Below are 13,415 nucleotides of genomic sequence, written 5' to 3'. Positions count from 1 at the left end.
GGGGGTGACATGCCGTTGCAACAGCTGCTTAATCGCGCCGAAACACGACCTGAATAGACAGAGCTCATGAGTGAGCCGGACTGGTCGCCGCTCACCGGATTCAGGGTCGCGGTGACATCAGCGCGGCGCGCCGAGGAACTGGGCGCGCTGCTGAAGCGTCGTGGCGCGACCGTCACCGCCGCGGCGGCGATCGAGATGGTGCCCCTGCCCGATGACAACGAGCTGCGCCAGCGCACCCAGGCGCTGATCGACTCTCCACCGGACATCGTCGTCGCCACCACCGGCATCGGCTTCCGCGGCTGGATCGCGGCCGCCGACGGATGGGGCCTGGCCACCGAGCTCACCGCGGCGCTGAGCAAAGCCCGCATCGTGTCCCGCGGCCCGAAAGCCACCGGCGCGCTGCGTGCCGGAGGCCTACCCGAGGAGTGGTCCCCGGAGTCGGAGTCCTCCCGCGAGGTGCTGCACTACCTGCGCGAGGGCGGCATCGCCGGAGCGCGAATCGCCGTGCAACTGCACGGAGCCACCGCGGATTGGGACCCGTTCCCCGAGTTCCTCGACGAATTGCGGGCTGCCGGAGCAGAAGTGGTGCCGATCCGGGTGTACCGCTGGCATTCGGCGCCACGCAACGGCGAGTTCGACCAACTGGTGGCCGGGATCGCCGAGCAGAAGTTCGACGCGGTCAGTTTCACCTCGGCACCCGCGGTGGCCTCGGTGCTGATGAGGGCCACGGAGATGGGCATCGAGGCAGAGGTGCTCGCGGCGCTTCGCACCACTGTGCACGCGATGTGTGTGGGTCCGGTGACCGCGCGCCCGCTGGTGCGGGTCGGGGTGCCGACCTCCGCACCGGAGCGCATGCGACTGGGCGCGCTGGCCCGTCACATCACCGACGAACTGCCACTGCTCCAGGCGCGCACGATCCGGGTTGCCGGTCACCTGCTGGAGATCCGCGGCACGTGTGTCCTGGTCGACGGCGCGGTGAGGACACTGTCGCCGGCGGCGATGGCGACGATCCGGGCGCTGGCACAGCACCCCGGGGCGGTGGTGTCGCGTACCGACCTGTTGCGGGCGCTGCCGGGCAGCGGCACCGACACACACGCGGTCGAGACTGCGGTGCTGCGGCTGCGAACCGCGTTGGGCGACAAGAAGATGGTGGCGACAGTGGTCAAACGCGGCTACCGGCTCCCCGTTGACGAGGCCCAGGCGTCATGAGCCTGCTGCTGGTGGCGCACGGCACCCGCAAGCAGAGCGGGGTGTCCCTGATCGGCGACCTCGCCGCGACGGTCTCCGACGCGGTGGACCAACCGGTGCACGTCGCGTTCGTCGACGTCCTGGGTCCGACGCCCGGCGAGCTGCTCGCCGCGACCCTGGACCGGCCGACCGTGCTGGTGCCGGCCTTTCTGGCCCACGGCTACCACGTCACCAGCGACATCCCGGCTCACGTGCAGGCCAGTGGCCATCGCGACGTCACCGTCACCCGGGCTCTGGGTCCCGATCCTGAGCTGATCCGGGTGCTCGTCGATCGATTGATCGAATGTGGCTGGCGCCCCGGCGATTCGGTGATCCTCGCGGCCGCCGGGACATCGGATCCGGCGGCGATGCGCGATCTGCACACGACGGCGACCTGGCTGTCGGCGATGGTCGGGTCGCGGGTCGAGCTGGCGTTCGCCGCCACCGGTGAGCCGCGGGTGGCCGACGCGGTCGCGGCGGCACGCGCGCGGGGCGGCCGAGTTGTGGTGGCGTCATACCTGTTGTCCGAGGGGCTGTTCCAGGATCGATTGCGCGACAGCGGCGCCGATCTGGTCACGGACCCGTTGGGCACCCATCCCCGGGTCGCGCGATTGATCACCAACCGATTCGTCCGCGCCGGGGTGCCCGGCGCCATCACCCGCCGAAACGGTATTCCACGCGGGCTTCAGGCGACATTTCGCGCATGGAATACAGTTTCGGCGAAGGGTTAGGGGTGTTGGGTCGTCGACGGCGGTAGTGCCGCGACCAGCGGGGTGTCGGCGCCGACGCGTCCCACCTTCAGCGCGCCGCCCGGGTCTCCCAATGGCGCATCACGACCCGGAAGCGTCAGCGTGAAGAAGGCGGCGTTGTCCTCGAGGAACTGCGCCTCCTCATCGGGCAGGTCGGCGTCGTAGTAGATGGCGTCCACCCGGCACGCGATGCGGCAGGCACCGCAGTCCACGCACTCGTTGGGGTTGATGTACATCGCCCGATCGCCCTCGTAGATGCAGTCGGCCGGGCATTCCTGCATGCAGGACTTGTCGACGATGTCCACGCACGCACTACCGATCACGTAGGTCATGGCCACGACGGTATTCGGCACACCCGGCTGCCGTCAGGGGCCAAAAGTCCCTAATTCTCGACCGCGGAATAGCATTCCGGGTCGTGGTTGAGGCTGGCAGCGCAGCCAGGAATGCTATTCCGCGGCGGCAGTCAGGAGCCGATTTGCACGTCGCCGTCGGGGGTGATCCGCGTCGCGTAGACGGGCAGCGAGACCTCGGGGTTGTCGAGACAGGTGCCGTCGTCGAGGGCGAAAGCCTGCTTCTTCAGCGGCGACTGCACCGTGGCCCGACCGCCGCGGTCGCCGACGATGCCCCGCGACATCACCGCGGCCCCGGAGAACGGGTCGATGTTGCCGATCGCGTGCAGGGTTCCGTCGTCGAGTCGGAACAGCGCGGCCTGTACGCCCCCGGGCAGCAGCACCCCCACTCCGCGGCACGGCTGCAGGAAGTCGAGGGTGCACGCAGTGGTCCACACCTGGATGTCGTCGAGCAGCGTCATCGCGGGCTACCCTCCGACCTTCGGCATGCCGATCGGCACCTTGCGGCCCGACCGCTCCGTGAACTCGACTGTGGGATCGGGGATGTCCGGCGCGTTGACGAACGACACGAACCTCGACAGCTTGTCCGGATCCTCGAGCACGCCCTTCCACTCGCAGGCGTAGTTCTCGACATGCCGGGCGATCGCCGCCTCGAACTCGTCGGCCAGACCCAGGGAGTCGTCGCACACCACCTCGCGCAGGTGCTCGAGTCCCCGTTCTTCCACCCAGGGCGCGGTGCGCTGCAGGCGATCTGCGGTGCGGACGTAGAACATCAGGAACCGGTCGATGTAGCGCACCAGGGTGTCGTCGTCGAGATCGCCGGCCAGCAGTTCCGCGTGCCGCGGCGTCGCTCCGCCGTTGCCGCCGACATACAGGTTCCAGCCGGTTTCGGTCGCGATGACCCCGACATCCTTACCGCGGGCCTCGGCGCATTCGCGGGCGCATCCGGAGACCCCCATCTTGATCTTGTGCGGTGCCCGCAGCCCGCGGTAACGCAGCTCGAGGTTGATGGCCATCTGCACCGAATCCTGTTGCCCGTAGCGGCACCAGTCGCTGCCGACACAACTCTTCACGGTGCGCAGCGCCTTGCCGTAGGCGTGCCCGGATTCCATCCCGCCGTCGACCAGCCGACGCCAGATGTCGGGCAATTGGTCGACCCTGGCGCCGAACATGTCGATGCGCTGACCGCCGGTGATCTTCGTGTACAGGTCGAAATCGCGGGCGATCTCACCGATCAGGATGAGGTGTTCGGGCGTGATGTCACCGCCAGGAACCCGCGGCACGATGGAGTAGCTGCCGTTCTTCTGGATGTTGGCCAGGAAGTGGTCGTTGGAGTCCTGCAGGGAGGCCTGCTCGCCGTCGAGGATGTGCTCCGAACTGGTCGACGCCAGGATCGACGCCACCACCGGCTTGCAGATGTCGCAGCCCCTGCCGGTGCCGAACCGCTCGATCAGCGCCGAGAACGTCCGGATGTCGGTCGCGCTGACGATCTCGAACAGCTCGGCCCGGGACTGGCCGAAGTGTTCACACAGCGCCTTGGACTGTTCCACTCCTTCGGCCTCGAGCAGTTGCTTGAGCAGGGGCACACATGAGCCACACGACGTGCCGGCCAGCGTGCACTTCTTCAGTTCGGCGACGTCGCAGCAGCCCGAGCCGATGGCCTCGGTCAGGTCGCCCTTCGTGACGTTGTTGCAGGAGCAGATCTGCGCGCCCGCAGGCAACGCGCCGACGCCGAGCCCGGAGCCGCCACCCTCGGACCCCGCCGGGGCGATCAGTGCCAGCGGATCGCCGGGCAACAACTCTCCGACCATCGGCCGCAACACCCCGTACGACGTGGCGTCGCCGACCAGGATGCCGCCGAGCAGCGTCTTGGCGTCGTCGGAGAGCACCAGCTTGGCGTAGGTCTGGTTGACGGCGTCGTTGACGACGACCTCGAGGCACTCCGCCGTGGCACCCATCGCGTCGCCGAAGCTGGCGACGTCGACACCGAGCAACTTGAGCTTGGTGGACATGTCGGCCTCACCGAACTCGGCCTGCCCGCCCAGTAGGCGGTCCGCGACGACCTCGGCGCTGGTGTATCCGGGGCCCACCAGGCCGTAGCACCGACCGTCGATCGCAGCGACCTCCCCGATCGCGTAGACGCTGGAATCGCTTGTGGTGCAGGATCGGTCGGTCAGTACGCCGCCGCGGTCAGCGAGCTCGAGGCCGGCCTCACGGGCCAGCTCGTCGCGTGGGCGCACGCCTGCAGCGAAGACCACGAGTCCGGCGTCGATGAACGAGCCGTCACTCAACGTCACCCGCATCGAGTCGTCGTCGGCCGACCGTCGCAGCGGCCGATTGCGCTGGGCCGGCTGAATCGACTCGGTGCCGACTCCGGCGTGAACGGTGATGCCCAATTCGGTGACCATTCTGCCCAGCAGAGCGCCGCCCGCTTCGTCGAGTTGCTGCGCCATCAGCCGGGGCGCCATCTCGACGACGTGCGGTTGCAGGCCGAAGGCGCGCAGCGCGTTGGCGGCCTCCAAGCCGAGCAGGCCGCCGCCGATCACGACGCCGACCGGCGTCGCACTGGACCGGCACACCCGCGCGGCGTCGGCGCGGATCGCGTCGAGGTCATCGAGAGTGCGGTACACATGGCAGGACGGCAGGTCGCGCCCGGGCACGGGCGGCACGAACGCGTACGAACCCGTCGCGAGCACCAGTGCGTCGTAGTCGATCCGCGTGCCGTCGGACGTGGTGACCGCTTTGGCCGCCGGGTCGAGCTCCGCGACACGGCCGCCGAGCCGGACGTCGACCAGGGAGTCACCGGAATAGTCGTTGCCCGGCAGGGCCAGCCGGGTCCGGTCCCAGTGTTCGGTGTAGCCGGTCAGGCCGACGCGGTCGTACGCCGCGTCGGCCTCCTCTGCGAGCACGGTCACCCGCCAGGTCCCCTCGGTGTCGCGTGAGCGCAGCGCCTCGACGAACCGGTGACCGACCATGCCGTGGCCGACGACCACGACGTGCGATGTCAACGCCATGCCCGAAGGCTAGGGAGTCCGTATTGCCTCCATGTCGCCTCGTGTGAAGCGCCCATCACGGTGTGCTCACCGCGCTCGACTTCCGGCTGTGAGCTCCGCGCCCGTGCTACACCACAGCGGTGGATCGGCCGCGACCGTCCACCCGGATCCTGGTCCGGATGGCCACCGCGTCACCCAGCATCGCCGCCGCGGTCGTGGCCACCTCGTCGGCGGCGTCACCGACCGCACGCAATGCGCGCCTCGGCGGGATGTGTGCGGTGAGAGTGATCGTCGGTTCGCCCTTTTCGACACTCGACCGCGCACTTGCCTTGTGCACCAGAGCATTCTGGGCGAGTGCGGAGGCGGCGGCCGAGGCCACCGATGCGGCGTCGGCGCTCAGCGCGCCCTCGTCCGGCCCGTCATCGGCGAGGGTGATGGTGCGCACCCGCGGTGTCCGCCGGTGGGCCGAAAGCCACCACAACCCCATGAGCACCAGCACCAGGCCGATGCCGCCGACCGACCAGGGCCACCATGACGACTCCACGTCGCCCACCGGTGCCACCACCTGCAGCGGTTGTGCGGCGGCGAGGTCGCCACGGGACCACATGAAGGCGGCCACCCCCGCCGCGATCAAGGCCAGACCTGCCAGGAAGACCAGGATTCGGTCCACCGCAACGGTTCCCCGTGTCATGACCGTCCTCCTTTCGCCAACCGCACCTTGAGGCGCGGCGTGTTACGCAGTCCCGCCAGCTCCGCGCTGACGGCGTTGTCGACTTTCTCGGCGAGCGTCGAGTCGCTGAACCCGGTCACGCTGCACCGGACGGTGACCTTCTTCCGCGTCGCGGTGCTGCGGGCGGAGGTGACACCGGCCACCGATTCGGCTGCGGCGGTGGCGATCCTGGCGACGTCGCTCAGGTCGATGTAGATCGCGGTCTGCGATTCGACCGCAACCGCTCGACGACGACGGGGCTTGACCGCAAGCAGCACCAGGACCGCACCCAGCACAGCGACGGCCACACCTGCAGTGGTCATCCACGAGGCGGGCGCAGCACCGTCGACCGCGCCGACGGCGTCGGCAACCCAACGCTGTCCGCCGATCCAGCCTGCGGCGACCAATGCCTCCCGGATTCCCAGGCCGCCCAGCGCGATCACGATGACAGCCAGCGCAGCGCCCGCGTAGCTGGCTCCGGCGGGAGCCAACGGCTGAGCGCCGGGGCGCACCGAAGGCGCATCGGTCGTCTCCATGGCTGTCACGTCCATTGCTGTGCTCATAACAAAGTCCTCTGTGAAATGCCCTGTGCCCGGCCCTCATTGGGCGGAACCACGCTGTGGACGTGTACATCGACGCCGTCGACGGTCAGGCCGCTGAGTTCAGACAGACCATGGGTCACCCGGCGGCGCACCTCGGCGGCGGTGCCGGACAGCGGCTTGCCCCACTCGACGGCGACATCAACGCTGGCTCGGACATGGTCGCCCGAGACGACGACGTCGGCGCGGGGTAGCTCGCGGCCCGTGAGTTTCCCGATCCCGTGGCTGTAGCGCACCACGCCGTCGGCCTCCAGAGCCGAGGCGAAGGCCACCCGCTCCACCGCTTTGTCCCGGATCGTCAGGCTTCCGCGGGAGCCCGCGTCATCGGCGATCTCCTCGTCAGCCACGGCCCCGGCCTCGCAGGATGCTCGTGGCATCGAACTCACCGTCGCGGTGGCCGCCGATGATGTAGCCGATGGCGCCGAGCACGAGTGCCAGCAGGAATCCGGTGAACCCGCCGGCGGCCGCGGCAACGCCCAGCAGCAGTCCGGCCAACAGGCCGGCGGTTGCAGTGGTCATGTCTATCCTCCATTAGTTGTGGTGCTGTCGTGAATTGTGTTGTCGTGCAATGTCACAAAACGTCGGCGACGAATCCGCCGACCCAACCTGAGCCTGATCCGGCGCAGGTGTGAGCGCCGGGTCCGCACCACCTCGATCGATCCAGTGGTGGCGCGTTCGGCGGCGGCGAGCGCAGCGATCAAGTCCTCGGCGGATCCGCCGGCATCGGGGTGATGCCGGCGGATCGCCGTGCGCCGGGCGCTGCGCCGGAGCGGGTCGTCGCGTTCGCCTGCCACCGTCTGACCGCTCACTGCCCGTCGGGCTGCGGTGTGACGTCCTCGACGGTGACGTTGACCGGGACCCCGGGACGGCTCGCCGCGACCGCCGCTCGCACCGCGGCCGCGGTGTCGCGCACGGCCACGCCCTGCCACACGGTGATGTGGACGTCGACGCCCTGGTCACCGATACGGATGCCGGGGACCCTGCGTCCCGGTAGATAGGTACCCACCTCACCGAACATCCCGGAGTGCAGTTCGGCCACACCGGGCACCGCGCGGACGATGGCCGCGACGGTGTCGGCGGGTTCTGCGTCGGTCACTACTCGACCCTGGCGGGCCGGCTGTCGGTGTCGTCGTCGGACTCCTCGTCGGCGACGTAGACGTCATGGACGGTGATGTCCACCTCGACCACCTCGAGACCGGTCATCCGCTCGATGGACGCGATCACGTTGCGGCGGATGCCGGACGCCAGGTCCGCGATGGACACCCCGTACTCGGCGACGATGTCGATGTCGATGGCGGCCTGCTTCTCGCCCACCTCGACCGACACGCCCTGGGCGTGGTTGACCGTCGCACCCGGAATGCGCTCCCGCAGCGCTCCCACTGCCCGGCTGGCGCTGCCACCGAGAGCGTGCACCCCGTTGACCTCGCGCGCGGACAGCCCGGCGATCTTCGAGACCACGGTGTCGGCGATCGTCGTCTTGCCGTGGCTGGTGGCCAGCGGGCCTTCATGGGTCGCCACCGCCGACGTCGACGGTGTCTGCGGTGCCGTTGCTTGCGTGTTGCTCATTTCTGCTCCTTTTTGGCTTGTCACACCAGTTGGTCGGTGGAGTCCCCCGAAACCGAACGCGGCAAGCAGTGTGTTGCTGCCCACACCCGGTACCGGCGGTCCGGGTGGCGCTAGGCTCGCGGTGGCGGGCGCCGCTGCCCGGCGCAGGTCCGAGAGGAACGATCGGGAATGCTGGCCCACGACGAGCACAGCGAGCCTGCCGATGTGGACGATCGAGCGCTCGCCGCCGCGGCCGCCGCCGGTGACCGGGTGGCCTTCGAAACCCTCATCCGACGCCACGGTCCTGCTCTTCACCGCTACGCGCGACGGATGACCCGCGACGACGCGGCAGTTCAGGACATCGTGCAGGAGACCTTCGTGGCCGCGTGGCGGCAGATCGACCGTTTCCGCGGCGACAGCAGTCCGCGAACCTGGCTGTTCGCGATCTGCGCGCGCAAGGTCGTCGACTCGCACCGCATCAAACGCGCCGTGCCGCTCGACGACCGCCTGCTCGACCCGGCCGACCCGTCGAAGATGTCCGATCCTTTCGCCGCGGCGTCCAACACCGAGTTCCTCGGCGCATTGGAGAACGCGCTGACCGAACTGCCACCTCGACAGCGCGCTGTGTGGACCCTGCGGGAGGTGGAGGAATTGACCTTCCCGCAGATCGCGACGATCCTGAGCCTGAGCCCCGACGGCGCGCGCGGACACCACCACCGAGCCCGCGCAACACTGCAACAAAGGCTGCAACGATGGCGATAGGCGACTACGACGTGGTCAACCGCGCGTCCCGAGTGCTGCGCGCGGCACCCGAACCCGGCTGGTCAGCCGTCCAGGACCGGGTGATCGCGGCCGTGCGGGCCACCCCTCGCGGCGGCTGGCCGATCACGGTCGTCGATCCGGACCCCGGATCCGCACCGGGCCGGCTGCAGGTCAGCGATCTGGCCCTGCGCGCGGCGATCGCCAGGGCACTCGGTGAGGACACCGACCTCGCCCTGTCCGGCATCGACGTCACCCTCGACGAGGATGTCCTCCGCATCGTGAGCATCGAGGTGAGCGGCCGCTTCGGCGCCGACCTCGGCGAGGTCGCGGCGCGGGTACGCGCCCTCGCAGCGGCGATCGTCGAGGACGTCGTCGGCCGCTTCGACGATCACGACGTCGCGATCGACGTGACCGTCGGCGACGTTCACCGCTGACGCGCGGTCACGCCCAGCGCGCCAGAATCTCCTTGCCCCGCGCCGCCAACGCCGCCTGGAAGAACGGGCCGAAGCTGATCCGGCCGACACCGAGCGGGCCGAACGACGCGGGGTCGTCCTGATCCGGGAGCGCGATGGCGTTGATCGGCAGCGGCAGTTCGTCGGACAGGCGTTTCAGGGTGCCCGCATCGTGGCGGCCGACCGGGTACAGCACGTCGGCACCGGCATCGGCGGCCTCGATGAGCCGGGCGATCGCCCGATCGACGCGGTCCGCTTCGTCCCCGTCCTGGCGCAGGAACAGATCGGTGCGGGCGTTGACCACGACGTGCACGCCGGCGCTGTCGGCCGCCGACCGCAACCCGCCGACGAGTTCGGCATGCTCGGCGGACGAGCGGAGCCGCCCGCCGTCGCTGTGCACGGTGTCCTCGATGTTGAGGCCGACCGCGCCCACGGACAGCAGTCCTTCGATCAGCCGCCCCGGCGTCTCGGCGTACCCGGACTCGATGTCCACCGAGATCGGCACGTCCACCGCCGCGGTGATCTGTGCGACCCGGGTGATCAGATCGTCGAACGTCATACCCTCGTTGTCCGGCTTGCCGACCGAGTCGGCCACCGGATGGCTGCCCACGGTGAGTGCGGCGAAGCCGGCCGCAACCGCCATCCGCGCGGACCACGCGTCCCACACCGTCGGCAGGATCACCGGATCGCCGGGCCGGTGCAGCGCCAGCAGCGCGTCGGCACGGCCCTTCAAGTCGTCGTCAGACATTCGTTTCCTCCACTCGTGAACGTGACCTGTCTCACCCTCTCATTGGTGTTGTGACTAGCATCGATTGCGTAATGTGATCCATGACACCCTTCAGCCCAAGGAGGTCACTTGTCCAGTACCACCGAACTCGCCGAACTTCACGATCTCATCGGAAACCTTCGGCGGTGCGTGACGTCGCTTGCGTCGCGATACGGGGATAGCCCAGCTACCCGTCGCATCGTGAACGACGCCGAACGCATCCTCAACGACATCGACAGACTCGACATCGACGCAGAAGAGCTCGAACTCGCCCGTGGCGTCAGCGGACACCACCACGTCGGCGAGCGTATTGCGATCCCTGATACTCAGTACGACACGGACTTCTGGCGCGGCGTCGACGACGAAGGTCTCGGCGGGACGCGATGAGCGCCGCGTGCCCAGAACAGCGGCACGCGTCCGGGGGTACAACAGCATAGAAAGGCAACCGTGAGCGCACCTACCGCCGACCGCAAAGCGACCGGCGTTTTTTCGCCTCGCCGTGCGCAGATCGCGCAACGCACTCTGCGTACCGACAATTGGCTGAAGTCGCCGATCGTCACCGACCTGGGGTTCGCCGCGTTCATCATCTACGCGACGGTGCGGGCGTTCATGCAGAACAACTACTACGTCGCCGATTACCACTACCTGACGCCGTTCTACTCACCGTGCGTGGTCAAGTGGAACGAGGCCACCCAATCCGGGTGCATCCCCGAGGCCAGCCACTTCGGCCAGTTCCTCCCGGACGTGTGGTGGCTGCCGTATGCGGCACTGTCGCTGCCGTTCCTGCTGCTGTTCCGGTTGACCTGCTACTACTACCGCGGTGCCTACTACCGGACGGTGTGGCAGGCCCCGACAGCGTGCGCAGTCGCCGAGCCACACGCGAAATACACTGGAGAGACCCGCTTTCCGCTGGTCATTCAGAACACCCACCGGTACTTCTTCTACATCGCCGCGATCATCTCGGTGATCAACACCTACGACGCGATCAAGGCCTTCCACTCGCCGACCGGCTTCGGCTTCGGTCTGGGCAATGTCATCCTGGTCACCAACGTCGTGATGCTGTGGGTCTACACCATCTCCTGCCACTCGTGCCGGCACGTCGCCGGCGGCAGACTCAAGCACTTCTCCAAGCACCCTGTCCGCTACTGGATGTGGACGCAGATCAGCAAGCTCAACGTTCGGCACAAGCTCTACGCATGGGTCACGCTGGGCACCCTGATGTTCACCGACTTCTACATCATGCTGGTGGCCAGCGGGACCATCTCCGACCTGAGATTCATTGGCTGACAACTTTGTTCACAACCGTATTTTCGAAAGATGAGTGAGATTTGATGGCTTCGGACGAAGCGCAGTTGGAACGGCACGAATACGACGTCGTCGTGATCGGTGCCGGCGGTGCAGGTCTTCGCGCGGTGATCGAGGCACGCGAACGTGGCCTGCGCGTCGCGGTGGTGACCAAGTCGTTGTTCGGCAAGGCCCACACCGTGATGGCCGAGGGCGGCTGCGCGGCGGCGATGCGCAACGTCAACACCAAGGACTCCTGGCAGGTGCACTTCGGTGACACCATGCGTGGCGGCAAGTTCCTGAACAACTGGCGGATGGCGGAACTGCACGCCCAGGAAGCCCCCGACCGGGTCTGGGAGCTCGAGACCTACGGTGCGCTGTTCGACCGCACCAAGGACGGCAAGATCAGCCAGCGCAACTTCGGCGGGCACACCTACCCGCGGCTGGCGCACGTCGGCGACCGCACCGGGCTGGAGATCATCCGCACCCTGCAGCAGAAGATCGTGTCGCTGCAGCAGGAGGACAAGAGGGAACTGGGCGACTACGACGCCCGCATCCGGGTCTTCCACGAATGCTCGATCACGGATCTGATCAAGGACGGCGGCAAGATCGCGGGGGCGTTCGGCTACTACCGCGAGACCGGCAAGTTCGTGCTGTTCGAGGCGCCGGCCATCGTGCTGGCCACCGGCGGCATCGGCAAGTCCTTCAAGGTGTCGTCGAACTCGTGGGAGTACACCGGCGACGGTCATGCACTCGCGCTGCGCGCCGGCTCGGGCCTGATCAACATGGAGTTCATCCAGTTCCACCCGACCGGCATGGTCTGGCCGCTGTCGGTGAAGGGAATCCTCGTCACCGAGGGCGTGCGCGGTGACGGTGGAGTTCTGAAGAACTCCGAGGGCAAGCGGTTCATGTTCAACTACATCCCCGACGTCTTCAAAGGGCAGTACGCCGAGACGGAGGAGGAGGCCGACCAGTGGCTCAAGGACAACGACTCGGCACGCCGCACCCCTGACCTGCTCCCCCGCGACGAGGTGGCCCGCGCCATCAACGAAGAGGTCAAAGCGGGCCGTGGCACTCCGCACGGCGGCGTGTACCTCGACATCGCGTCCCGGATGCCGGCCGAGGAGATCAAGCGCCGGCTGCCGTCGATGTACCACCAGTTCATCGAGCTGGCCGAGGTCGACATCACCAAGGACGAGATGGAAGTCGGCCCCACGTGTCACTACGTGATGGGCGGCATCGAGGTCGATCCCGACAGTGGCGGCGCGGCGACCCCCGGCCTGTTCGCCGCGGGCGAGTGCTCCGGCGGCATGCACGGCTCCAACCGACTCGGCGGCAACTCGCTGTCAGACCTGCTGGTGTTCGGCCGTCGCGCCGGGCTCGGTGCGTCGGACTACGTGCGGTCGCTGACGGACCGGCCGAAGGTGACCGACGACCACATTCAGGCGGCGACGGCGCTGGCGCTGGATCCGTTCGAGCCCAAGGACAACCCCGAGAATCCCTACACCCTGCACGCCGAGCTCCAGCAGTCGATGAACGACCTGGCCGGCATCATCCGCAAGGAGGAGGAACTCGAGGAGGCACTCGCCAAGATCGACGAGCTCAAGAAGCGCTACGCCAACGTCGTCGTCGAGGGTGGCCGAATCTTCAATCCCGGCTGGCATCTGGCCATCGACATGCGGAACATGCTTCTGGTCAGCGAATGTGTGGCCAAGGCCGCGCTGCAGCGGACCGAGAGCCGTGGTGGCCACACCCGCGACGACCATCCGAAGCTGGACGCGCACTGGCGCAACAAGCTGCTGGTGTGCCGGACCGTCACCGACGGCGCCGGCACCGAGGCCGTGGTCCCCGAGGTGACCGTCACCCCCGAGGAGCAGCCGGTGATGCGGCCGGATCTGCTGGCCACGTTCGAACTGTCCGAGCTCGAGAAGTACTACACCGACGATCAAATCGCCGAGCATCCCGACCGGAAGGGCTGA

18 protein-coding genes are annotated in these 13,415 nt (G+C 68.0%); 7 read left to right on the top strand and 11 right to left on the bottom strand.

Annotated features, from left to right (window positions below):
• The first annotated feature begins 66 nt into the window (after positions 1-66).
• Together ABDC78_RS01905 and ABDC78_RS01900 are read left to right on the top strand one after the other, a co-directional pair.
• Positions 67-1,209 carry a uroporphyrinogen-III synthase gene (locus tag ABDC78_RS01905; protein ID WP_178356754.1) on the top strand — a complete coding sequence of 381 codons (1,143 nt, stop codon included), beginning with the start codon at positions 67-69 and terminating at the stop codon, positions 1,207-1,209.
• Positions 1,206-1,958, top strand: coding sequence for a sirohydrochlorin chelatase (locus tag ABDC78_RS01900; RefSeq protein WP_178356755.1), 753 nt, complete (start codon positions 1,206-1,208; stop codon positions 1,956-1,958). The genes ABDC78_RS01905 and ABDC78_RS01900 overlap by 4 nt, the downstream gene beginning before the upstream one ends.
• On the opposite strand, the gene fdxA is transcribed toward ABDC78_RS01900, so the two are convergent.
• The 10 genes from fdxA to ABDC78_RS01850 form a co-directional block, all read right to left on the bottom strand.
• Positions 1,955-2,308 carry a ferredoxin gene (gene fdxA, locus ABDC78_RS01895; protein WP_178356756.1) on the bottom strand — a complete coding sequence of 118 codons (354 nt, stop codon included), beginning with the start codon at positions 2,306-2,308 and terminating at the stop codon, positions 1,955-1,957. The two genes, ABDC78_RS01900 and fdxA, sit on opposite strands and share 4 nt — an antisense overlap.
• Before the next feature lie 131 nt (positions 2,309-2,439).
• The gene (nirD, locus tag ABDC78_RS01890; protein WP_178356757.1) at positions 2,440-2,787 is read right to left on the bottom strand and encodes a nitrite reductase small subunit NirD; all 348 of its coding nucleotides are present in this window, start codon (positions 2,785-2,787) and stop codon (positions 2,440-2,442) included.
• Between the two features lie 6 nt (positions 2,788-2,793).
• Positions 2,794-5,340, bottom strand: coding sequence for a nitrite reductase large subunit NirB (gene nirB, locus ABDC78_RS01885; RefSeq protein ID WP_178356758.1), 2,547 nt, complete (start codon positions 5,338-5,340; stop codon positions 2,794-2,796).
• Positions 5,341-5,446: 106 nt separating this feature from the next.
• A complete protein-coding gene (locus tag ABDC78_RS01880; protein WP_178356759.1) occupies positions 5,447-6,010 on the bottom strand; it encodes a hypothetical protein in 564 nt (187 codons plus the stop codon).
• Positions 6,007-6,591 (bottom strand): DUF6286 domain-containing protein, encoded by a 585-nt coding sequence (locus ABDC78_RS01875; protein WP_178356760.1) that lies wholly within the window; start codon positions 6,589-6,591, stop codon positions 6,007-6,009. Before ABDC78_RS01875 ends, ABDC78_RS01880 begins: the two co-directional genes overlap by 4 nt.
• Positions 6,588-7,004 (bottom strand): Asp23/Gls24 family envelope stress response protein, encoded by a 417-nt coding sequence (locus ABDC78_RS01870; protein WP_178356761.1) that lies wholly within the window; start codon positions 7,002-7,004, stop codon positions 6,588-6,590. Before ABDC78_RS01870 ends, ABDC78_RS01875 begins: the two co-directional genes overlap by 4 nt.
• Positions 6,967-7,146: a hypothetical protein gene (locus tag ABDC78_RS01865; RefSeq protein ID WP_178356762.1), complete on the bottom strand. Its 180-nt coding sequence runs from the start codon at positions 7,144-7,146 to the stop codon at positions 6,967-6,969. Before ABDC78_RS01865 ends, ABDC78_RS01870 begins: the two co-directional genes overlap by 38 nt.
• 2 nt (positions 7,147-7,148) lie before the next feature.
• A complete protein-coding gene (locus tag ABDC78_RS01860) occupies positions 7,149-7,421 on the bottom strand; it encodes a hypothetical protein (RefSeq protein ID WP_178356763.1) in 273 nt (90 codons plus the stop codon).
• 11 nt (positions 7,422-7,432) lie between these two features.
• Positions 7,433-7,723 carry a hypothetical protein gene (locus tag ABDC78_RS01855; RefSeq protein ID WP_178356764.1) on the bottom strand — a complete coding sequence of 97 codons (291 nt, stop codon included), beginning with the start codon at positions 7,721-7,723 and terminating at the stop codon, positions 7,433-7,435.
• Positions 7,723-8,193: an Asp23/Gls24 family envelope stress response protein gene (locus ABDC78_RS01850; RefSeq protein ID WP_178356765.1), complete on the bottom strand. Its 471-nt coding sequence runs from the start codon at positions 8,191-8,193 to the stop codon at positions 7,723-7,725. Before ABDC78_RS01850 ends, ABDC78_RS01855 begins: the two co-directional genes overlap by 1 nt.
• Positions 8,194-8,361: 168 nt before the next feature.
• On the opposite strand from ABDC78_RS01850, the gene ABDC78_RS01845 reads away from it, so the two are divergent.
• Together ABDC78_RS01845 and ABDC78_RS01840 are read left to right on the top strand one after the other, a co-directional pair.
• Positions 8,362-8,934, top strand: a complete 573-nt coding sequence (locus tag ABDC78_RS01845; RefSeq protein WP_178356766.1) for a sigma-70 family RNA polymerase sigma factor — start codon at positions 8,362-8,364, stop codon at positions 8,932-8,934.
• Positions 8,925-9,368 (top strand): hypothetical protein, encoded by a 444-nt coding sequence (locus tag ABDC78_RS01840; RefSeq protein WP_178356767.1) that lies wholly within the window; start codon positions 8,925-8,927, stop codon positions 9,366-9,368. The genes ABDC78_RS01845 and ABDC78_RS01840 overlap by 10 nt, the downstream gene beginning before the upstream one ends.
• 7 nt (positions 9,369-9,375) lie before the next feature.
• On the opposite strand, the gene ABDC78_RS01835 is transcribed toward ABDC78_RS01840, so the two are convergent.
• The gene (locus ABDC78_RS01835) at positions 9,376-10,134 is read right to left on the bottom strand and encodes an isocitrate lyase/phosphoenolpyruvate mutase family protein (protein WP_178356768.1); all 759 of its coding nucleotides are present in this window, start codon (positions 10,132-10,134) and stop codon (positions 9,376-9,378) included.
• A 108-nt stretch (positions 10,135-10,242) separates the two neighbouring features.
• On the opposite strand from ABDC78_RS01835, the gene ABDC78_RS01830 reads away from it, so the two are divergent.
• Genes ABDC78_RS01830 through ABDC78_RS01820 form a run of 3 tightly spaced genes read left to right on the top strand, consistent with a single transcriptional unit; the run spans position 10,243 to position 13,415 of the window.
• Positions 10,243-10,539 (top strand): hypothetical protein, encoded by a 297-nt coding sequence (locus tag ABDC78_RS01830; RefSeq protein WP_178356769.1) that lies wholly within the window; start codon positions 10,243-10,245, stop codon positions 10,537-10,539.
• A gap of 60 nt (positions 10,540-10,599) precedes the next feature.
• Complete coding sequence (locus ABDC78_RS01825) at positions 10,600-11,439, top strand: hypothetical protein (RefSeq protein ID WP_178356770.1); 840 nt, start codon at positions 10,600-10,602, stop codon at positions 11,437-11,439.
• A gap of 44 nt (positions 11,440-11,483) precedes the next feature.
• A complete protein-coding gene (locus ABDC78_RS01820) occupies positions 11,484-13,415 on the top strand; it encodes a fumarate reductase/succinate dehydrogenase flavoprotein subunit (protein ID WP_178356771.1) in 1,932 nt (643 codons plus the stop codon).

The sequence above is a fragment of the Mycobacterium sp. DL genome (assembly GCF_039729195.1).
In the GTDB taxonomy this organism is placed as follows: Bacteria; Actinomycetota; Actinomycetes; order Mycobacteriales; family Mycobacteriaceae; genus Mycobacterium; species Mycobacterium hippocampi_A.
This window is presented reverse-complemented; position numbering and strand designations above follow the sequence as displayed.